This is a genomic window from Acetobacter sp. DsW_063 (assembly GCF_002153745.1).
Taxonomy (GTDB): domain Bacteria; phylum Pseudomonadota; class Alphaproteobacteria; order Acetobacterales; family Acetobacteraceae; genus Acetobacter.
On sequence record NZ_JOPL01000015.1, the window covers coordinates 1 to 18,667 of the forward strand.

Annotated in this window: 22 protein-coding genes; 18 read left to right on the top strand and 4 right to left on the bottom strand. The window is 60.1% G+C overall.

Annotated features, from left to right (window positions below; all coding sequences use genetic code 11):
- Nucleotides 1–4: 4 nt before the first annotated feature.
- Together HK28_RS03755 and HK28_RS03760 are read right to left on the bottom strand one after the other, a co-directional pair.
- Nucleotides 5–1,693 carry a recombinase family protein gene (locus HK28_RS03755; RefSeq protein ID WP_086643288.1) on the bottom strand — a complete coding sequence of 563 codons (1,689 nt, stop codon included), beginning with the start codon at nt 1,691–1,693 and terminating at the stop codon, nt 5–7.
- A 95-nt stretch (nt 1,694–1,788) separates the two neighbouring features.
- Complete coding sequence (locus HK28_RS03760; RefSeq protein WP_086643289.1) at nt 1,789–1,986, bottom strand: hypothetical protein; 198 nt, start codon at nt 1,984–1,986, stop codon at nt 1,789–1,791.
- A gap of 425 nt (nt 1,987–2,411) precedes the next feature.
- On the opposite strand from HK28_RS03760, the gene HK28_RS13685 reads away from it, so the two are divergent.
- Nucleotides 2,412–2,738, top strand: coding sequence for a hypothetical protein (locus tag HK28_RS13685; RefSeq protein ID WP_143217308.1), 327 nt, complete (start codon nt 2,412–2,414; stop codon nt 2,736–2,738).
- A 503-nt stretch (nt 2,739–3,241) separates the two neighbouring features.
- Here the strand turns inward: HK28_RS13685 and HK28_RS03765 are convergent.
- Nucleotides 3,242–4,066 (bottom strand): IS5 family transposase, encoded by an 825-nt coding sequence (locus tag HK28_RS03765; protein ID WP_086643290.1) that lies wholly within the window; start codon nt 4,064–4,066, stop codon nt 3,242–3,244.
- Between the two features lie 1,079 nt (nt 4,067–5,145).
- On the opposite strand from HK28_RS03765, the gene HK28_RS03770 reads away from it, so the two are divergent.
- The 14 genes from HK28_RS03770 to HK28_RS03835 all read left to right on the top strand — a co-directional run bounded on the left by HK28_RS03770 (nt 5,146) and on the right by HK28_RS03835 (nt 15,251).
- Entirely contained in the window at nt 5,146–5,826 is a 681-nt protein-coding gene (locus HK28_RS03770; RefSeq protein WP_086643291.1) for a DNA methyltransferase, read from the top strand.
- Nucleotides 5,827–6,184: 358 nt separating this feature from the next.
- Complete coding sequence (locus HK28_RS03775) at nt 6,185–6,601, top strand: hypothetical protein (RefSeq protein WP_086643292.1); 417 nt, start codon at nt 6,185–6,187, stop codon at nt 6,599–6,601.
- Nucleotides 6,602–7,226: 625 nt separating this feature from the next.
- A complete protein-coding gene (locus HK28_RS03785; RefSeq protein ID WP_086643305.1) occupies nt 7,227–7,544 on the top strand; it encodes a DUF736 domain-containing protein in 318 nt (105 codons plus the stop codon).
- A 194-nt stretch (nt 7,545–7,738) separates the two neighbouring features.
- Nucleotides 7,739–7,939: a transcriptional regulator domain-containing protein gene (locus HK28_RS14470; protein ID WP_219810317.1), complete on the top strand. Its 201-nt coding sequence runs from the start codon at nt 7,739–7,741 to the stop codon at nt 7,937–7,939.
- Between the two features lie 199 nt (nt 7,940–8,138).
- Nucleotides 8,139–8,516, top strand: a complete 378-nt coding sequence (locus tag HK28_RS14475) for a DUF2285 domain-containing protein (RefSeq protein ID WP_369823590.1) — start codon at nt 8,139–8,141, stop codon at nt 8,514–8,516.
- Nucleotides 8,517–8,790: 274 nt separating this feature from the next.
- The gene (locus HK28_RS03795) at nt 8,791–9,051 is read left to right on the top strand and encodes an AlpA family transcriptional regulator (RefSeq protein ID WP_086643294.1); all 261 of its coding nucleotides are present in this window, start codon (nt 8,791–8,793) and stop codon (nt 9,049–9,051) included.
- Nucleotides 9,051–10,121, top strand: a complete 1,071-nt coding sequence (locus HK28_RS03800; RefSeq protein WP_198945783.1) for a replication initiator protein A — start codon at nt 9,051–9,053, stop codon at nt 10,119–10,121. Before HK28_RS03795 ends, HK28_RS03800 begins: the two co-directional genes overlap by 1 nt.
- Nucleotides 10,118–10,606, top strand: a complete 489-nt coding sequence (locus tag HK28_RS03805; protein WP_086643296.1) for a DUF2840 domain-containing protein — start codon at nt 10,118–10,120, stop codon at nt 10,604–10,606. Before HK28_RS03800 ends, HK28_RS03805 begins: the two co-directional genes overlap by 4 nt.
- Nucleotides 10,603–11,232: a S26 family signal peptidase gene (locus HK28_RS03810; RefSeq protein WP_086643297.1), complete on the top strand. Its 630-nt coding sequence runs from the start codon at nt 10,603–10,605 to the stop codon at nt 11,230–11,232. The genes HK28_RS03805 and HK28_RS03810 overlap by 4 nt, the downstream gene beginning before the upstream one ends.
- 58 nt (nt 11,233–11,290) lie before the next feature.
- Complete coding sequence (locus tag HK28_RS03815; RefSeq protein ID WP_086643298.1) at nt 11,291–11,632, top strand: DUF736 domain-containing protein; 342 nt, start codon at nt 11,291–11,293, stop codon at nt 11,630–11,632.
- Nucleotides 11,629–12,354: a lytic transglycosylase domain-containing protein gene (locus tag HK28_RS03820; protein WP_233140332.1), complete on the top strand. Its 726-nt coding sequence runs from the start codon at nt 11,629–11,631 to the stop codon at nt 12,352–12,354. The genes HK28_RS03815 and HK28_RS03820 overlap by 4 nt, the downstream gene beginning before the upstream one ends.
- 225 nt (nt 12,355–12,579) lie before the next feature.
- A complete protein-coding gene (locus tag HK28_RS03825; protein ID WP_086643299.1) occupies nt 12,580–14,616 on the top strand; it encodes a DUF3363 domain-containing protein in 2,037 nt (678 codons plus the stop codon).
- Between the two features lie 18 nt (nt 14,617–14,634).
- Nucleotides 14,635–14,904: a type II toxin-antitoxin system ParD family antitoxin gene (locus tag HK28_RS03830; protein ID WP_233140333.1), complete on the top strand. Its 270-nt coding sequence runs from the start codon at nt 14,635–14,637 to the stop codon at nt 14,902–14,904.
- Nucleotides 14,905–14,909: 5 nt separating this feature from the next.
- Nucleotides 14,910–15,251 (top strand): type II toxin-antitoxin system RelE/ParE family toxin, encoded by a 342-nt coding sequence (locus tag HK28_RS03835; RefSeq protein ID WP_086643300.1) that lies wholly within the window; start codon nt 14,910–14,912, stop codon nt 15,249–15,251.
- Nucleotides 15,252–15,274: 23 nt separating this feature from the next.
- On the opposite strand, the gene HK28_RS03840 is transcribed toward HK28_RS03835, so the two are convergent.
- Nucleotides 15,275–15,475: a helix-turn-helix domain-containing protein gene (locus HK28_RS03840; RefSeq protein ID WP_233140334.1), complete on the bottom strand. Its 201-nt coding sequence runs from the start codon at nt 15,473–15,475 to the stop codon at nt 15,275–15,277.
- A gap of 143 nt (nt 15,476–15,618) precedes the next feature.
- Here HK28_RS03840 and HK28_RS03845 point away from each other — a divergent pair, with 143 nt between their 5' ends.
- The 3 genes from HK28_RS03845 to HK28_RS03855 all read left to right on the top strand — a co-directional run bounded on the left by HK28_RS03845 (nt 15,619) and on the right by HK28_RS03855 (nt 18,482).
- Nucleotides 15,619–15,909 carry a DNA -binding domain-containing protein gene (locus tag HK28_RS03845; RefSeq protein ID WP_086643302.1) on the top strand — a complete coding sequence of 97 codons (291 nt, stop codon included), beginning with the start codon at nt 15,619–15,621 and terminating at the stop codon, nt 15,907–15,909.
- 117 nt (nt 15,910–16,026) lie between these two features.
- A complete protein-coding gene (locus tag HK28_RS03850; RefSeq protein ID WP_086643303.1) occupies nt 16,027–18,036 on the top strand; it encodes a conjugal transfer protein TraG in 2,010 nt (669 codons plus the stop codon).
- Between the two features lie 2 nt (nt 18,037–18,038).
- Nucleotides 18,039–18,482: a CopG family transcriptional regulator gene (locus HK28_RS03855; protein WP_086643304.1), complete on the top strand. Its 444-nt coding sequence runs from the start codon at nt 18,039–18,041 to the stop codon at nt 18,480–18,482.
- The last annotated feature ends 185 nt before the right edge of the window (nt 18,483–18,667 follow it).

The window sequence follows — 18,667 nt, forward strand, 5'->3', positions numbered from 1 at the left end:
AGGCTCATAACCTGAAGGTCACAGGTTCAAATCCTGTCCCCGCAACCACTGATACCCACATTGATGTTTTCGCAAGTCCTTTCAAGGACTTGCCTGATTTCGTGTCCTTCTGGTTCACGAATCTCAGCAGCGTGCCAAGCTCGCCATACAGCGTTGCGAAGATCTCGCCGCGCTTGTCGCCGGGGGAGAGAACGATCTTCTCGACCAGCGCGCGAACAGCTTCGGACGCCTCGGCCCGGTCCTCTGGCTGGTTCAAACTCTCGGTCAGACGCTCCACCTTCTTCTTGAACATCGCCGCGACATTCGGGTGAATGTCGAGCGTATCCTCCAGTTCGGAGGAGAGCAGGGCGTTCAGATCAACCTCGCGGTCGCGAAGCTCCTGCATGCGTGCCTTCATATGAAGGTCAAACATTCCGTTTTCGATCGCGGTCATGATCCCAGCGATGCCTTTCTCGACTTTTGCCAGTTCGGCCTTCCAGCCAGCACTGTTGGCGCGTCGCTCATGGTTCAGCCGGTTGGTCTCTTCCGTATAGGCTTTCATGGCTGCCGAGGCGGCTTCGGGTGTCATCAGTTTGTGCTTGAGGCCGGCCAGCACGCGCTCTTCAAGGTCGGAGCGCAGGATCGTCGCCTTGTTATGGCAGGAACGGTTAGCGATCCGGTTTGAGCAGGCATAGCGGTCCTTCTCGCGGAGCGAGTAGCTGCCGCCGCAGACGCCACAAAAAATCATCCCCGAGAACAGGGATTTGGGGCGGCGCATGCCGTTCATCCTGTTTGCTGCCGATGTCCGGACGGCCGCGATGACGTTGACATATTGAGCGGCGATCTTCGCCTGACGGTCGCGGACGGCCTGCCAGAGCGCATCATCGACGATCCGCAACTCGGGTACTTCGGTGATGATCCATTCAGATTTAGGGTTCAGCCGAGACACCCGCTTACCGGTTGAGGGATCCTTGATATAGCGGAGCCGGTTCCAGACGAGGCGGCCGATATAGAGTTCGTTGTTGACGATACCCGTGCCGCGCTGGACATGACCCCGGATCGTAGTGTCGATCCACAGCTTGCCGTTCGGACCGGGAATACCTTCATCATTGAGTGCGCGTGCGATCGCACGCGGGCCGACGCCAGCGGCGAAGTCTCTGAAGATGCGCCGGATAATATTGGCCTCGTTTGCGTCAATCTCGCGGTCGCCTCGGATCGGATCTCCACGCGCATCCAGCTTTTTGATGACCTTGTAGCCGTAGCATAGGCCACCACCGGATTTTCCGTCCTCAACCCGGCCACGCAGGCCGCGATGGGTCTTGGCCGCGAGGTCTTTGAGGAACAGGGCGTTCATCGTGCCCTTGAGGCCGACATGCAGTTCGCTGATCTCGCCTTCGGCCAGGGTAACGATTTTGACCCCTGCAAACTTCAGATGTTTGAACAGAGTGGCGACGTCTGCCTGATCGCGGCTGATGCGGTCCAGCGCTTCGGCTAGCACTACAGTGAATTCGCCGCGCTGCGCGTCCTGCAAAAGGGTCTGGATTCCGGGACGCAGGATCATGCTGGATCCGGAAATGCCCGCGTCCTTGTAGGCGCTGGCGACCTTCCACTTTTCGTGTTTGGCGTGCTCGCGGCAGATGCGGAACTGATCTTCGATCGAGGCGGCCCGCTGATTGTCGGAGGAATAGCGGGCATAGAGCGCGACACGGACCATGGCAGGACTCCGGGCATCATCTTTCAAAAAGAGAGAGTGTCAGAACTTACCTTGCTTCCGGCCACCGGGTGGTAGTCAATTCGCTGGCGTCGCCATCACGTTTTTCGGCCAGGCGCTACTGGATGGCGGGTGCGGCGTCGGCGGCGCTTCTGACGCTCATAATCCTCGCGAGCCATCTGGCGACCGATGAGCCGCGCCAGGCGGAGCACGCTGGCATCCGTCACATAAGGTGCGGCTGCTTCGTCGTCGGGAAGAATGATCTCGATCCGCGCTTGCCTGTCTCGTGGGTCCATGATGGTTTCTCCAGACGATATTGGAGCCATTGGACAGGATCATGCGTCATGGAAAAGAACAAAATTCTCCCATGCGGTAATCGGCGGCGTTTGCGTAAGTAATTGTATAGAAAGAAAAATACGAAAGGGAGACGAAGGTGCAGTTCTAGGTTGAGAAAAACCATAGTCCATTTTCCGTCGGCTACGTGTCACCGAGAGGATGTAGAGGAATAGATAAGACCGGTTTCGCCTTCATATCGGAGAAATGAAGGTCTAATCATTTTTCTGTATAACGGAAATTTGAAGTTGCTTTGTTCCCATAAATTCTGTTGAATTACAGCATTCGTGCAGTTGAATTACAGCATTCGTGCATATGAATGAACGTTTATAGAAGAGGGTTAACATCAGACTATTATTGTCAATTATAATCAAAAAGGAACATTCTTATGTCGTTTGGTGGAAATAATACATTAATTGACGGAAATCCTGTCATTGCAAGCGGCACTTTAGTCGTTGCAGCCGGAACACAGGCAAAACTGAACCTACCGTTTGGCCTTTTTACACTTATTTTTAACCCTGAGTTGCCTACTAATATCCAACTGTCGACAAATCCAATGCAGATTAAATTTGACGGAACAGATAATCCCCTTGGTATTAGTTCATCATTCAACCTACCATTGGCTAATAATGTTACTATGAGGTTAGTCCTTGCCGTCTATAGCATCGGAGAGGGTTCTAATGCGACTCGTATTGTTCATTATACGGTAAGCTAATGGTTGAAGAGCTAAAGTTAGTTGGCGACGCAAAGCTGGACGGTAAGCTTGTCGAAGGGCATGTTCGGAATCAACAAACGAGATTAGACCGGGGTTATATCGGAGATATACTCGGCAGTAGCAATAGTGCGCCTAGGAATGTAGCCGCACTAATCGCATTATTCGTATGTATAACCTTAATAATTTCTGTTTTCCGTTGGGCGGGGTCAGCCGACTTTAACTATAAAGACGCAGTGTCAACGCTGATGTCTCTTATTACTTTTTCTATCGGCTATCTTTTTGGGCGTTCAGCTAAGGAGTAATTATCGTTTATAATATCACCAACTCAGAAGTGAAAATATATTTATTTATGTATATTGAGATGGGGGTTATATTTCCCCCGCTCAATTATTAATGCGTTTATGAATGAATATAAATTTATATTTAGTAAATGGTTGCGATATATCAAATTTATTCGTTTTCATGGTTGGTGGAAGCGATTTCTTTAGAGCCTGTTTGGAAAATCACGGGTGGGCATTTCTGCGCATGAGATTGGCGCCCATGGCGACGAAGATCATGGCCTGTGACACGTCGACGCGGCGCTCGTAATCACGTACGAGCCGCCGCCAGCGGGTCATCCAGCCAAAAGTTCTCTCGACCACCCAGCGTCGCGGCAGCACCTCGAAGCCCTTTGCTCCGTCGCGGCGGCGGATAATCTCGACGATGAAATCCAGATAAGTCGCCTTGTCCATCAACTTCAGGCGGTCATAGGCGCCGTCGGCGAACAGATGCTTCACCCATGGCCAACGCTTGCGTATCGCATCCAGGATCATCTGGGCACCTGCACTGTCGGAGATGTCGGCCGGGGTCAGATTGACCATCAGGAGGCGCCCGTCCGTATCGACGGCAATATGGCGCTTGCGTCCGACGACTTTCTTGCCGGCATCGTAACCCCTTGTCTTTGCATGAGGCGCCTTGATGCTCTGGCTGTCGATCACCGCCGCTGTCGGACTGGCCTCGCGACCAGCCTGCTCCCGGTCGAGCATCAGTTCAACGTCATGGATGGTCTGGAACAGGAACCGGCGCGCCAACTCCCGAAACCAGCCATAGACCGTGCGCCAGTGTCCGAAATGGATCGGCAGCATCCGCCAGCCGCAGCCTGAACGAACAAGATAGCGAACCGCGTTGATCACTTCACGGAATTCGACCTCCCGTGGACGACCACGACGCCCAAGGCATGGCATCAACGGTCCAATCCGCTCCCATTCTTCGTCCGTCATGTCAGACGGGTAGCGTTTCGTCTTGCGGGTGATCCTGGCCATCCGGCCCCTCTGCTCTGGCGTCCACATCCAGAGCTTGAATCACATCAGACCGAATTTCCAAACAGGCTTTTAGGTGGGTATAAATTATCTACTTAGAATTTTGGCATCGTGCTTATATGGTATTGCGTATTATTGCGTGCAATTCTAAGTTCCAATTCTACAGGAGCACCTAAAAAAATAGTGTTAGTTTGTGCGTTGTATTGCGCTGAATTTACGCTATGTCCGGATAACAAAAGATCACTAATAAAATTTATAGGCTTGCCTCCAATCTGGTTCCACGTATTTGTTTTTTGGTTTAGTTCCCAAACCAAGAACTGTGAAGCACAATGATTGTTGGAATTTCTATGGTTGGCTGCGGTTATACAATATGATGACATCTTCTCATTCCTATATAATGTCTATCGGACATTTTACTTGTGTTGCCCGATGGAATATTTAATCGTCATTTAGTCATGGATCGAACGGCGACCTGCGTTGTTTGCTTCGAATAACTTAGGTCATGCTTGAATATATTTCAATCTTTTCTATGATTTGTATCTAGACTCTTATAACAGACATTCTGTTTCTCCTCCAAATTTGTTATTCAGCGTTTGCCAGACCGCTGATGGTTTGCCGGAATAGGTTACGCGCCGGTTCACTGGGTTCCATTGTTAGGTAAAGATCACTTTTGGCATCGCTCGCCGCGACAGTTACAACGATTCTTGGAAGTATTCTGCCGCTGAATGAGGTCGGTGAAATCAAAGGAATGCTCTGATCATGCGGGTCTGGACTTTGCTGAAACAGTCCGTCCCGTTCTGTAAGTGAGGGGGCCTTGGCCATTGATGAACTGCTCTACTGTTGCAACGCTGGCGAACAATTCCGATTGTGACCGGACGACTGATTCACAACAGAAAAAAGGGCTAATGGCTCCGCCCTCGCGCCGACAAGGGTGCGCGTCAGCGCGCTGACGCCGCCCGATGGGGTGTCCCCGATCTTCCTCCGCTGCGCTCCGTGCAGACCGGGCGATCCCCCTCCCCATCGGTCGCCCTTGCCGTTGCTACCCCGCTGCTCGCCGCGAGGCAGAGGAACAGCGGGGGCTGTTCCTCGCGGAACAAAGGGCAAAGACCATGACCGGCAACACCAATACGGCGACCGATTTCCGCAATACCATTCTGACCGGCGACAGCGTGCAACTGATGCGCGCACTCCCCCGCAATGCGGTGGATTTCATCCTGACCGATCCGCCTTACCTGGTGAATTACCAGGGCAGGGACGGGCGGAAAATCTGCAACGACGACAATGCGCGCTGGCTCCGCCCCGCCTTCAACCAGATGCACCGTGTTCTGAAATGGGGCGGCTTTGCCGTTTCGTTTTATGGCTGGAACCGGATAGATTTATTCGCCGATGCCTGGAAGGCGGCAGGGTTCCGCATGGTCGGGCATATCGTTTTTCGTAAGTCCTATTCATCTTCTTCCCGCTTTCTCCGGTATGAACACGAAAGCGCCTACCTGCTGGCCAAGGGGAATGTGACACCACCCGCAAAGCCCATCCCGGACGTGCTCGACATGCCCTATTCGGGCAACAAACTGCACCCGACGCAAAAGCCGGTGGCCGCACTTCTTCCCCTGGTGGAAACCTTCTGCCCGACCGGGGGGCTGGTTCTGGACCCGTTCGCCGGTTCGGGTTCGTCCCTTGTGGCGGCGCAGCATCTTGGCCGCGACTGGCTGGGCATGGAACTGGACCCGGAGCACGCGGCCACGGCGACCCATCGGCTGGCCTGGCACGGGGCAGGGAGGGCAGCGGCGTAAGCCGCCCTTTCTCCCTTTCTCGCGCACGCCTGACCCCGGACTGCGATCGGCGGCGGGAACGGCGACCCGTTGCCCGCGCGTGCGGCGCTCGCCGGCACGCCGGCTCGCAAGGTTCAGTGAAACAGGGTGCCGGACCGGTGTTCTTTGATCCAATCCCAACGCTGCCAGGTCAACGCGCCGCGTTCCCGGCGCGAACGGAAGGCGCCGACAGGGGCGCCTCGGTCAGGATTGTCCGGCGCGCTCCGCGCGCTGTCCCGATCGTGAAAACGATGTCGGGAAACTGGCTTCTATTCCCTGGATATATCGGAACTGTCCCGGCATGTGTGAGATATTCCATTCCACGGAAAGGATGCGATCCATGCTGCTCGGTCTCGGAATTGTCCTTGGCGTCGCCGGTATCGGTTTCCTGTGCTGGCTGCTGTTTCTCTGTGCGGTTTATGCCGCTCCCCTGTTTGTAGCGGCAATGGTCTGCACCACATTTTATGACCATGCCATAATGTCCGGCTCTCATACCATCCCTGCTGGTATCGCCGCCGGAATCATGGTTCTGGTGCTCGGTCAGGCGATCCTCGTCTCCTCGCACGATCCCGTCCTGCGGGTTACGGTCTCGCTCCTACTTGCTTTGCCAGCCGCGCTGGCTGGATTTGGCATGACGCTGGGGTTCAGCGGTCTGGGCGATATGGGCGCCATTCCCTCGTACATCTTCGCGACATTCGGAGCGCTGTGCGTTGGTGGGGCCGCATGGACGCGGCTTTGTGCCATCCAGCCCGTCTGAAAGCCTGATCTTCCGGCAGGCAAGTGTAGGGGGCGGCGGTCAGTCCCCCTTGCGCGAGCAAGGGCGGCTCCATTGGGCGTGTTCGTGCGCCGCCTCGTCGAAAGGGCATGGACGGGTAGGTATCCAGGCCGGACCGTCCAGCTTCACGCGGAGACACGCCTGTTCATACGGTGCAACGCAGGATCGGTGCGCCCCCTTGCTGTTTCCCAGTCCGGATGTGGGTGTGATCTCTGTCACAGACCCGCTGTTCGATATGACCGATAGCGGCCCCGGATTTTCCCGCCAGGGAAGGGCACGTCCCATCAGACCCGCACGCCTGTCCATGAAACCCGACGGACTGGCCTGCCTCCACATAACGCTGACGGCGCCGCACATCATGGCCTCGGATAATGGCCGATCTGCCCGAAGACCGGCTTTGCCTCGCCCGGCTCTGGCGCAACGGCGTCCCGCAACTTTCTTCCCCTGCCGGCTGCGCCGTCATTCCGCGCGGAACAAGAAAGTTCCGTGTCGCCGTCCTTCGCGTTGCTCCGGCCTGCAAGCAGGTGCGCCGCCGGTCGTCTCCGGGCTGACGATGGCCATCGAGGCCACGGTGGTCGCGGCCCGATACAAGCCAGGAGACAGGACAATGATCATCGGTTCATTCAAGAAAGTCGGCGAGGGGTACGAAGGCGAAATCGTCACCCTGACACAGAAAATCCGGGGCGTCCGCTTCGTGCCCGAAGCCAACCGGGCCAGCGACAATGTTCCCAACTTCCGGGTGCAGATCGGAAAACTGGAAGCCGGGGCCGCCTGGATCAAGCACACCACCGACTGGCGCGAATATCTCAGCGTGAAGCTGGACGATCCAACCCTTCCCGGTCCGATCTTCGCCAGCCTGTTCGAAGAGGAAGGTGGCGCCTATAACCTGATCTGGAGCCGCCAGCGCCCGCGTAACGGGGACTGACCACCCCAGGCCCCTCCGGTTCGCCGGAGGGGCTTTCAAGGGGCAGGGACACCAGCGGTAATGCCGCCCATTTCGTTCTGGTTTCGCGATCACATGATCTCCGATTGCCAGCTTCCCGCCGGATAAAGCGTCGTGGATACTGATTGTCCGGGCAGGCGTCGCCGCCCGTTCTCAGACACACGAGGGAGGGCGTCATGCCCGGAGCAGACTGGCAGAACCAGGCGCGGTATGAACACCTGCGTGATGCGAACCCGGCGGAACTCGGCTGGGAATATCTTCGGCGCAATCGTCGCTATCGCGACGAACAGCGCGCCTGCGCGGATCTGTCTCCCGACGATCCTGCCCAGGCGGAATTCGCCCGACGCTGGGGTCCGCGATTTCGCCGCCGATCCTGACCAGCGATTCAGCGCCCTGACCGCGCTCTGGTCGCGTGTGGCCCTGCCGACAGTTCTGGCTCTCAGGCCAATGCCGCCTGGCCAGATGCTGACGCCGCGTCGCCTCGACCTGCATGCCCTGTCCGACGCGCGTTTCGTCGAAACGTCCGACGGTGTTTATGTTTCTGCCGTCTGCGGTGGTGTGACCTGGCAACTCTGGATGGAACGGCAATGGCCCGGTGAGGGGCATTACGCTTTCGAGCAGGCGTATGACAGCTTCACGCCCCTGCGTGCCCACGAAGCGATCCGGCTGTGGCGCGTGCTTGCGGGTCATTCGGACCCTGGCCCCTGGCACAGGATGTCAGTGCAGTCCATCGCACGCCACATCCTCGCCCTGCGCGTCGCCGATGCACTTGCCGCAGGTGTTGGCGAGCGGGTGATCGCCGATCGCCTGCTCGGTGAACCGACGCCCAGTGCCTATGACTGGCCTGATATTGCCGGGCGCGGTCGGTTTCGTCGTCTTGAAAATCTGGCGAACCGGATGATCGACGGCGGTTACCGCGATCTTATGGGCTATCCATTGTCGCGCCGCAGGTGAGGGCTGGGCCGCATCTGTCCGCATTGTTTTGCCCCTGATTTTCGTGACGACTCCCTGAAAACAGCGAAGCACAAAAAGCCCTTTTCCCGGAAGGTATTTTCGAAGGCATGCGGTGAACGGCGGCGTTCGGGTGGTGAAAAGGACGGGTTCCAGTTTCGTTTCATGGACGTTTTTGTCGTGGATAAAAATGTCCATTCCCTGAGCCGCCGATTATCCACCAGCTTCCCTCCATATCCCGCCGGTCCCTGTCCGGCGCGGTATTGGAAAGGGAGACATGGTCATGGCGATCCCGCCGCACCTGATGCGTGTGCGTGAAGCGGCCCGGTTTCTGGGTATCTCGCTCCGCACGCTTGAAAAACATCGCACCTACGGCACCGGCCCACTGTACCGGAAGGTTGGCGGACGGGTGCTCTATTCGGTCGAAGACATGATGGCGTGGACCGCCGGGGGCGCACGTCATTCACCGTCGGAAGCGACCGCCAGCCGGGTCTTCCCGGCCCGCCCCTTGACCCCCGAAGAGCGGGAGAGCCTGTGATGGCGCCCGACGAGAGCTGGCGGGAGCCAGACCGGCGCTTCGTGGTCAGCGGCCCGGCCCGGCCCCGTGATCAGCGCGATCTGATGGGGCGACCGTTCTTCGCACTGGCCAGGCGTCCGCGCTTCCAGCCAGTCCGTTACCGGTCCCGACAGATCGATGTGATTGTCCGGGCATCGGCGGACGAAGGTATGGCGACGATCTGGGATGCCGACGTGTTGCTCTGGCTCGCGGGCCAGATTGTCGAGGCTCTCAATCATGGACGCTGGGTGTCACGCCATGTCCGCTTCACGCCCTGGCAATTGTTCCACGATCTTGGCTGGGCGGACGGTGCGCACCAGTACCGCCGTCTTCGCGGTGCTCTGGTGCGTCTGGAAGGCACATGGGTCGCCACCAGTCTGCGCACCCCTTCTGACTGGCCGGCGCAATCCTTCGCCTGGATCAGCGACGTGGGAATTTCCAGAACAGAGGGTGTGTCGCTGACCCTGCCGATCTGGTTCATGGAAGGTGTTTGCGACTGCTCCCGCATCCTCACCCTTGATCCCGCCTACTTCCGGCTGGCTGGTGGTCTGGAACGCTGGCTTTACCGGCTGGCGCGCCGCCATGCCGGTCGGCAGAAGACCGGGTGGACGTTCGATGTGGCGGACCTGCACACCCGCTCCGGCAGTCTCACTCCGTTGCGCAATTTCATGATCGATATCGGCACCATCGTGCGTCGCCAGAACATTCCCGGCTACGATTTTCTGCTCGTTTCCGGCGGAAAACTGCCAGGTCTGCGCATTGTTCCAACGGGTCGATCCACAGTGCCTGGGGAAAACCATGTGGATCATACCGTTGCTTCAGATGCGGAACATACCGTTGGTGCAGGTGCGGAATTACCGTTGCTACAGGTGCGAAAAACCGCAGAACCATTTGATTCAAAAGCCGAAATTAGCCCCGTAACTTATATAACTAATATAATAACTTATTATGTAGGGGATTTCGGTCTTTTCGCCCCCCTTCCGGCCGCCCGGTCGGGGCATGGAAAAAAGGCTCGGGAAGCGGTCGCGGATCGCCTGGTCGGTGTCCGATGACCGCTCGCTCTTTCAGGCCGGACGACGCTGTGCTGACCACGGTCGAACTGACCTGGATCGAGAAGCGCATCGAGCACTGGATCCGGTTCGGGCTCCCTGTCGAGGATCGCATTCTCGACCGTCGGCGCAGGCTGATGAGCTTCACGCCGGACAGCGTGTTCGCCTTCATCCGTTGGGCGGCCAACGATTTCGGAACCGTTGTGTCCTGCATCGATATCGTGCGGGCCGTGAGCGTTCAGGAAGTCTGCCAGACTGTGCCCTTCGTGCACCCTGGTGGCGAGAGCCTGCTGCGGCAGAGTGGATGGCCCAAGGTGCGGCGCGTGCTGGAGGCCATCGACGTCGTGGAGGCACTGGGAATTGATCCTGCGGCCGCCTGTCCCGATCACTGGCGGCACCTGCATCACCGGCTTACAGCGGCGCAGGAGCCGCGTCCCTATACGCGCGAACGCCACGAGGCGTGGCTGCGCAGGGGAGCCGTATCATGACCCGGCGCGGCTGGTTTTTCGCCACGTATTTCGCTGTGCTCGGCGTGGGCGCTTCGCTGGCGTTTCATCCCACACCGCGCTGGGTCTGGAACGAGACGGCCAGCGTTCCGGTGGGCCTGTATCGCATCCAGCCCACAGTCCCGGTGCGCGTCGGCGACATTGTCGCGCTCCGTCTTCCTGAGCGCGAGGCCACGCTGCTGGCGACACGCGGCTACCTGCCGTTCGGCGTGCCGCTGCTCAAGCCTGTGGCAGCACTGGCGGGGCAGAGTGTCTGTCGCATCGGCGTCCATGTCACCATCGACGGTAAGGCGGCCGGTGACGCGAAACCCGTCGATCATCGGGGCCGCAAGCTGCCGGTCTGGCAGGGGTGTCAGCATCTCGGGCCGGGGCAGATCTTCGTCATGAACGCCGCTGTGCCGACCAGTCTGGACGGGCGGTATTTCGGCGTCCTGCCGATGGACACCGTCATCGGACGCGCCGTGCCGGTGTATGTCAGGACGGGCGAGGCAGAGCCACCGCCGCCGCATTTCGACCCCCTTCCGGAACCGGATGATCCCGTGCGGAAGGGAGTGCTGCTGGCTCCACCCATGATGCCCGTGAAAGAGAGCGAACCGCTCATTCAATGATGGTCATCCATCCCTTGAATTCTCAGTCATTCCCATTCTGTCGGAAAGGATTTTTCCCATGAGCCAGATCGGATTTTTCACCCGCACCGCCGATGGATTTGCCGGGCGTGTGCGCACCCTGTCGCTGGATGCTGAACTGATCTTCGTGCCAGCGGAAAACACTGGCGCGGAGCATGAACCGGATTATCGCATCCATCTGGGCGACGGGGATACTGGTCCCGAACTGGGCGCGGGATGGAAACGCACCGGGGAACGTGCCGGCGAGTATGTATCCGTGGTCTTGGATGATCCCACTTTCATGCAGCCAATCCGCGCTACGCTGTTCCAGGCGGGACGCGGTGGGCGTGAATGGCAACTGGTGTGGAACCGGCCCGCGAAGCGTCCGGGAGGTCGGGAATGAGGCGCCGGCATTTCCTGCCCGGCAGCATGCTGGCCGTGCTCGCGCTGCCGCTCTCGCCCGGTCATGGCTATGCGCAGGATTTCGACGATCTGGTGCGGCAGGCGGCGGAGCAAAATGCGATCCCGGCGACGTGGGTGCGGGCGGTCCTGCAGGCTGAAAGCGCTGGCGACGCGCACGCAGTTTCCGGTGCCGGTGCGATGGGTCTGATGCAGCTTATGCCGGGCACATGGAAGGATGCCCGCCGCACGCTCAATCTGGGTGCCGATCCCTTCGATCCGCACGACAATATCGCGGCTGGGGCAGCCTACCTGCGATGGCTGCACGACCGTTATGGCGATGCAGGCTTTCTTGCCGCCTACAACGCTGGTCCCGGTCGTTATGACGACCATCTGGCGACCGGTCGGCCATTACCCGCCGAGACGATTTCCTATGTCGCGCAGATCCGGAATTTGATTGGCGCCCCGATCGTCTCCACTGCCGGAGTCCTGTCGAAAATCGTGGCCGACTGGCGTGCCGGATCGCTCTTCATCGCGGCAGGGAAAACGGTCCCGAAATCCATCCGGCCGATCCCGGTTTCCATTGGGAAAAATGCCGTCCTTCTTCATCCCTTTTCGGTCGAATTTTTTCCAATGCGGGATCGTTCGCGACGTGCCGATTTTTTCGTCTCTCGTTCTGCGCCAGAGCAGCAGGGCGATGTGCGGGCGGAGATCGTGAAACCATGAGAGCGAGGAAAGGAAGAGGGGTAGGGAGGCACGGCAAGATTAAAGGGCGCGGCACTTCGTCTGGTCCGAACCTGCGGTTTTGTCTGTCTGCACATGGGGTTGGCGTCCCGCTTCGCGGCACTGCCGATTTTCAGGCCGCAGTGCGGCGGTTTTCCAGCAGCAGGCTGTATTCCGCCAGTCCTGACGGCACTGTGCGGCAAACGGCGGTGATTTGCGGTGCTGGCCATGTCGTCTGACGATGACACGCGGTTTCGTGTCCGGCCCGGTCGCATCCGTGACAGGAGGGGCGGAAAGACCCGGAGTTTTCTCTCGCGGATGCGTGCGTCCGTGCGACGGTCGGGCGCGTCCCGGCCGTCCCGAAATCATGCCGCATCAGATCCGACTATGCCGGGTGGTTCTGGCAATGCTGCCCCACGTCGCGGCGGTCGGTCCGGCGTTCGCAAAGGACGCGGCGCGTCCTTCGTGCGGGCACGCCATATCGCAGGCTGGAACCATGCGAAATCCGGCAGCCGCCGCGTCATCGTGAAGTCGCGCATGATCCGGACGCCCGGTCGTGACGGACGGGCGCGCGCCCACCTCAATTACATCCAGCGCGACGGCACGTCCCGCGACGGGCAGCGGGGCCAGCTTTACGGGCCGGAGGCCGATCGCGCCGACGGCGACGCCTTCCTCGAACGCGGGCAGGACGACCGGCATCAGTTTCGTTTTATTGTCTCGCCGGAGGACGCCGAGCAGATGCAGGATCTGACCGCCTTCACGCGCGACCTGATGACGCAGATGGAGGCGGATCTCGGCACGAAGCTCGACTGGGTCGCCGTCAATCATTTCAACACCGGTCACCCTCACGCCCATATCGTCATCCATGGCCATGACGACCATGGTGAGGATCTGGTCATCGCCAGTGATTACATCACTCAGGGCGTACGCGAACGGGCGACCGAACTGGTGACGCTGGAGCTGGGTCCGGAAACGGCGCTGGAGCAGCGTCGCAAGCTGGAGAATATGGTCGGGCAGGACCGCTTCACGCGCATCGACCGGCAGTTGCTGGCGTTGGCGGAAGACAGTCCGATCGACATGCGCGGCGATCAGGGCGGCGATCATGTCCTGCGCCAACGGCGGCTTGCGAAGCTGGAGCGGATAGGCCTCGCCAGCCAGGCCGAGCATGGTGTGTGGACGCTCGCACCGGAGATGGAGAAGACGCTGCGCGACCTTGGCGAGCGGGGCGATATCATTCGTGCGATGAACCGGGCGATGCGCGAGCAGGGACGTGCGCCCGATCCCGGTCTGTTCGTCTTTCATGGTCCAGCGTCACGCGACACGGTGGAGGGGCGGATCCTTGACCGTCATCTCTCTGACGAGCTGGGCGAAAAGGTGGGCCTGGTCATCGACGGGCTGGATGGGCGCACCCATCATGTCGCCGGGATCAGCCCAGGTGCCCTGGAAGGCGTGCGGAATGGGAGCATTGTCGCGGTTGGCCCGGAGGTTTCCGGCCCCCGCCCAGCCGACCAGGAAATCATGTCGGTCGCGGGGAACGGGGGCGTCTATCGCACCGACGCCCATCTTGCCCACGCGCGGTCTATGTCCCGTCTTCCGGGCGGCGATGTGGAGGCTTACGTGGCTTCCCATGTCCGGCGTCTGGAAGCCCTGCGGCGCGCCGGCGTCGTCGAGCGGATCGAGGACGGGAAATGGCAGATCCCCGGCGACTATCTGGAGCGGGCGGCGGCCTATGACACGAGCCGTGCGAAACAGATGTCCGTGCGCGTCCTGTCCAGTCTTGATCTCGATGCCCAGATCACGGCGGATGGCGCGACATGGCTGGACCGTGGGCTGGTGTCGCGCGGCAGGTCGAATGTGGTCGATGCCGGGTTCGGTCATGAGGTGACCGAGGCCCGGAAGCAACGTCAGGACGTGCTGGTCGAGCGGGGCGACGCCTGGCGCGACAGGGAGGGGGGTGTCCGCTACCGCAAGGGCCTGCTGGCGGCGTTGGAACGGCGGGAACTGGACCGTATCGGCCAGGAATTGGGGATGTCACGCGGCACGTCCTACCGCACCATGGCGGATGGCGAGAGAGTCCGGGGCACACTGAAGGAGAAGGTCCGGCTGGCCAGTGGAACCTATGCGCTGGTCGAAAATACCCATGAGTTCGTGCTGGTGCCCTGGAACCCTGTCATCGAGAACCGGATCGGACAGGAGATTGCTGGCGTCATGCGAGCGGGCGCCATGGACTGGCAGTTGGGACGGCAGCGGGGGCTCGGATTATGACGCCGGCAGGCATGAATCATGTTGCCAATTTTTGCCATACGCGAGTATTCTGCCTCCATGAGCACCATGAACATCTCTCTGCCAGAAGCCCTGAAAAGCTTCGTTGACCAGCAGGTTGCCGGCCGTGGCTTTGGCACCAGCAGCGAGTATGTGCGCGAGCTGATCCGCAAGGACCAGGACAGGCAGCGTCTGCGTGGCATGTTGCTTGAGGGCGGCCGATCCGCAACGGGCTCCACGGCTGATGCCACATATTTCGAACGCCTGCGATCGCGTGCGCGCGGCGCCTGATCATCATGACGACCAGACGCGCGGTACTGCGCGAGCAGGCCGAGCGGGATATCGATCGGATCATTGACGATTATGTCGGGAAAGCCGGTGGTGCTGTGGCCGACCGGTTTGTCGGTGCGCTCGAAGAGGGGATGACCCTGATCGGGCAATATCCCGGCATCGGCTCGCCGCGTTGCGGGTATGAACTCGACCTTCCGGGGCTTCGTGCGCTCACTCTTCGGAACTGGCCGTTCGTGGTTTTCTACGTCGAGCGTGAGGACCATCTGGATGTCTGGCGTGTTCTGCACGCCCATCAGGATATTCCAAGCTGGCTGCGAGATCCTGATGGGGACGATAGTTCGGAATAGCGGCTGAATGAGGCCGAACTGATTCAGTGATTTTCCATAAGACTGGCAAGAATGTCAGCGGCATCGAGTCCGATGGCGGTTGTGATGTCGAGGAATTCGATCACGTCGATCCGGCGCTCGCCGGTTTCGTATTTCGCGACGTAGGACTGGGGTTTGCCGAGCCGCTCCGCCAGCGTGGCCTGGGTCAGTCCCTTGCCGCGCCTTGCTGCGATCAGCAGTTCCATGAGACGGTGCTGTCGCGGAGAGCGCAGCGATTTCGGCATAGGGTGCGGTTCCGGTTGAAACTGAGGAACCGTCCCAATAATCCCGTATCGGGATTATCCCATTTCAGGATATGATCTGCGGACCTGAAGGAAAGGGCAGGATCATGACGTCCCAACCCGATAACGGAGCCGCTCCATCCGATGAAGCGCCAGACTGTCCACTGCTGACGGCGTACGACCATCTCCATCATGTCACCTATCTCCGCCTTCTTGACGCCGAGGAAGCAGGCGCCGACTGGCGGGAGGTGGCACGGATCGTGCTCGGCCGTGATCCGGCAATTGACAGGGATGGAGCGCGCCGATGCTGGGACTCGCATATGGCGCGGGCGCGCTGGATGCGCGACACCGGTTACCGTCAGCTCCTGACCATTCCCGGCGGAAAGACGCCGCATTGAACGGTGCATCCGATTTCTTACACAAAGACCGCCGATTGCCGCACGGCTGCTGAATTGTCTTGCTCCGCGCGTGGTTATTCCTCCTGACGGACGGATCATCCTGTCACGGAGGTGTTCATGTCCGCGTCCCGTGTGGCCTGGGGCCAGGTGATCCTGGTTTTCGCGATCATGCTGCTGTTCTGGTGGGCCGCGACCGAGTGGACCGCCTGGCGTCTCGGGTTCCAGCCCGAGCTTGGGGCGCCCTGGTTCATGCTCGGGCACCGCTGGCCCGTGTATGCGCCGCCGCTCTTCTTCTGGTGGTGGTATGAATTCGACGCCTACGCGCCAAGCATCTTCGTGCATGGTGCGCGGATTGGCGTTGCGGGCGTTATTCTGGCCGTCATTGTGGCCTTCGCTCTGTCGATCTGGCGGGCGCGGGCAAGGCGTCGGGTCGAAACCTATGGTTCGGCCCGCTGGGCGACCCCGCACGATATCCGTGCGGCCGGCCTGCTGGGCGACAACGGGGTCGTTCTGGGCAAATACCGCCGGGCCTATCTCCGACATGACGGGCCGGAGCATGTGCTGTGCTTCGCGCCCACCCGCTCGGGCAAGGGGGTAGGGCTGGTCATTCCGACCCTGCTGACCTGGCCAGGTTCGGCCATCATCCACGACATCAAGGGTGAGAACTGGCAACTGACGGCGGGATTTCGTGCAACCTTCGGGCGCGTGCTGCTGTTCGACCCGACCAACCCAGCATCGGCCGCCTACAACCCGCTGCTGGAAGTCCGTCCGGGCGAATACGAAGTCCGCGACGTGCAGAACATTGCCGATATCCTGGTCGACCCGGATGGTGCTCTGGAACGGCGCAACCATTGGGAGAAAACCTCGCACGCCCTGCTGGTCGGCGCGATCCTGCACGTGCTTTATGCCGAAGCCGACAAGACGCTCGCTGGCGTGGCGAAATTCCTCTCCGACCCCAGGCGGTCCATTGAGGCGACCCTGTCCGCCATGATGCGGACGAGCCATCTGGGGGAGAGGGGACCACATCCCGTCGTGGCCTCGGCTGCGCGGGAACTGCTCAATAAATCGGACAACGAACGCTCCGGCGTGCTCTCCACCGCCATGTCGTTTCTTGGGCTCTATCGTGATCCGGTCGTGGCGACGGTGACCAGAAGGTGTGACTGGCGGATTGAGGATCTCGTGTCCTCGGCACAGCCGGTCTCGCTTTATTTCGTCGTGCCGCCCTCGGACATCAGCCGCACCAAGCCGCTGATCCGGCTGATGCTCAACCAGATTGGACGCCGTCTGACGGAAGATCTGGAGGCGGCGGCCACCCGGCGCAACCTGCTTCTCATGCTTGATGAATTTCCGGCATTCGGGCGGCTGGATTTCTTCGAAAGCGCCCTGGCGTTCATGGCGGGGTACCGGATCCGGGCCTTCCTGATCGCCCAGAGCCTCAACCAGATCGAGAAGGCATACGGGCCGAACAACAGTATTCTGGACAATTGCCAGGTTCGGGTCAGCTTCGCGACCAATGACGAACGGACTGCCAGACGGGTGTCGGATGCCCTGGGCACGGCAACGGAGCAGCGGGATTCCACCAATTATGCCGGGCATCGCCTGTCGCCCTGGCTGGGGCATCTCATGGTTTCCCGGCAGGAAACCGCCAGGCCGCTCCTGACCGTGGGCGAAGTCCAGCAGCTACCTGACCATGAGGAACTGGTGATGCTGTCGGGCTGCCCGCCCATCCGCGCCCTGAAGGTGCGTTATTATCATGATCGCCGCTTTACCACGCGCATCATGCCCCCACCCGATCCGGCGGTGTTCGGGCGGGACGGGGATCCTGCCCTTGATGTGTGGTCTGGACGGGTGGTCGCAGGGGACATGCCGGGCGTGCCGTCGTCCCCGGATGCCGGACCTCATGTCGACGATACCGACGATGCCAACAGTGGCGTCCGCCGGGAACCGGAACTGCCCGAGCATGAGGATATCGCGCCTGAGCGGCCTGACCCGGCCGCCGAATTCGAAATTCCTGATGGCAACCCCGAGGTCGAGGCGCAGCGCGCGGCGGAACTGCGGCGGCAGGGGAATATCATCCGCCAGGCCGGCATGGATCGCGATGACGGTCTGGAACTGGGAGGAAACTGACAATGCATAAGCGCAGCAGACGCCTGAACGTCTATTTCGATCCCGATATCCATAAGCAACTTGAGGCCCGCGCCGTGCGGAGGGATATCTCGAAATCTGCCCTGGTGGAAACGGCAGTGCTGTCGTTCCTGACGGACGATGCCAATGAGAGGCAGGAGGCGGCGACATCGCGCCGCCTTGACCGGCTGTCGCGCCAGATGGCCGGGCTGGAGGAAGATCTCTCGATCCTGGCGGAGACAGTCAGCCTGTTTATCCGGTTCTGGCTGACCAGCACGCCCCCACTTCCGGAGGATGCGCGGGCATCGGCACGTGCCATGGGGCTTGAACGGTTTGAAGGCTTCCTGACCGCGCTGGAACGCCGGCTGGCGACGGGTGACCGATTCCTGCGCGAACGTCAGCGCGATGTCGCGGCACGGCAGGATCCGTTGGGGACCGATCCCGCCTGAATGCTCCCAATTACATACGCTTTTACCGCATCCCCCGAAATCCTTGTTGCCAGCAGATAAATCGGCTCCCTTCTAATAATCCCCGTCGTCGTCCGGAGAGGCCGGATGACCCGCAGAGACGGGGATTTCCATGGCGGTCACATCGATTGAAAGTGGAGCCCGACAGCGTGGCATGTCCATGCTGC

Bases quoted from the DNA above. Each gene is read 5' to 3' on its own strand.
- HK28_RS03785 (WP_086643305.1), top strand. From the start codon at position 7,227: ATGATCATCGGTTCATTCAAGAAAGTCGGCGAGGGGTACGAAGGCGAA.
- HK28_RS14475 (WP_369823590.1), top strand. From the start codon at position 8,139: ATGGAACGGCAATGGCCCGGTGAGGGGCATTACGCTTTCGAGCAGGCG.
- HK28_RS03855 (WP_086643304.1), top strand. From the start codon at position 18,039: ATGCATAAGCGCAGCAGACGCCTGAACGTCTATTTCGATCCCGATATC.
- HK28_RS03760 (WP_086643289.1), bottom strand. From the start codon at position 1,986: ATGGACCCACGAGACAGGCAAGCGCGGATCGAGATCATTCTTCCCGAC.
- HK28_RS03830 (WP_233140333.1), top strand. From the start codon at position 14,635: ATGTTGCCAATTTTTGCCATACGCGAGTATTCTGCCTCCATGAGCACC.
- HK28_RS03795 (WP_086643294.1), top strand. From the start codon at position 8,791: ATGGTCATGGCGATCCCGCCGCACCTGATGCGTGTGCGTGAAGCGGCC.
- HK28_RS13685 (WP_143217308.1), top strand. From the start codon at position 2,412: ATGTCGTTTGGTGGAAATAATACATTAATTGACGGAAATCCTGTCATT.
- HK28_RS03810 (WP_086643297.1), top strand. From the start codon at position 10,603: ATGACCCGGCGCGGCTGGTTTTTCGCCACGTATTTCGCTGTGCTCGGC.
- HK28_RS03845 (WP_086643302.1), top strand. From the start codon at position 15,619: ATGACGTCCCAACCCGATAACGGAGCCGCTCCATCCGATGAAGCGCCA.
- HK28_RS03755 (WP_086643288.1), bottom strand. From the start codon at position 1,693: ATGGTCCGTGTCGCGCTCTATGCCCGCTATTCCTCCGACAATCAGCGG.
- HK28_RS03815 (WP_086643298.1), top strand. From the start codon at position 11,291: ATGAGCCAGATCGGATTTTTCACCCGCACCGCCGATGGATTTGCCGGG.
- HK28_RS03835 (WP_086643300.1), top strand. From the start codon at position 14,910: ATGACGACCAGACGCGCGGTACTGCGCGAGCAGGCCGAGCGGGATATC.
- HK28_RS14470 (WP_219810317.1), top strand. From the start codon at position 7,739: ATGCCCGGAGCAGACTGGCAGAACCAGGCGCGGTATGAACACCTGCGT.
- HK28_RS03840 (WP_233140334.1), bottom strand. From the start codon at position 15,475: ATGGAACTGCTGATCGCAGCAAGGCGCGGCAAGGGACTGACCCAGGCC.
- HK28_RS03825 (WP_086643299.1), top strand. From the start codon at position 12,580: ATGTCGTCTGACGATGACACGCGGTTTCGTGTCCGGCCCGGTCGCATC.
- HK28_RS03820 (WP_233140332.1), top strand. From the start codon at position 11,629: ATGAGGCGCCGGCATTTCCTGCCCGGCAGCATGCTGGCCGTGCTCGCG.
- HK28_RS03805 (WP_086643296.1), top strand. From the start codon at position 10,118: ATGACCGCTCGCTCTTTCAGGCCGGACGACGCTGTGCTGACCACGGTC.
- HK28_RS03765 (WP_086643290.1), bottom strand. From the start codon at position 4,066: ATGTGGACGCCAGAGCAGAGGGGCCGGATGGCCAGGATCACCCGCAAG.
- HK28_RS03770 (WP_086643291.1), top strand. From the start codon at position 5,146: ATGACCGGCAACACCAATACGGCGACCGATTTCCGCAATACCATTCTG.
- HK28_RS03775 (WP_086643292.1), top strand. From the start codon at position 6,185: ATGCTGCTCGGTCTCGGAATTGTCCTTGGCGTCGCCGGTATCGGTTTC.
- HK28_RS03850 (WP_086643303.1), top strand. From the start codon at position 16,027: ATGTCCGCGTCCCGTGTGGCCTGGGGCCAGGTGATCCTGGTTTTCGCG.
- HK28_RS03800 (WP_198945783.1), top strand. From the start codon at position 9,051: ATGGCGCCCGACGAGAGCTGGCGGGAGCCAGACCGGCGCTTCGTGGTC.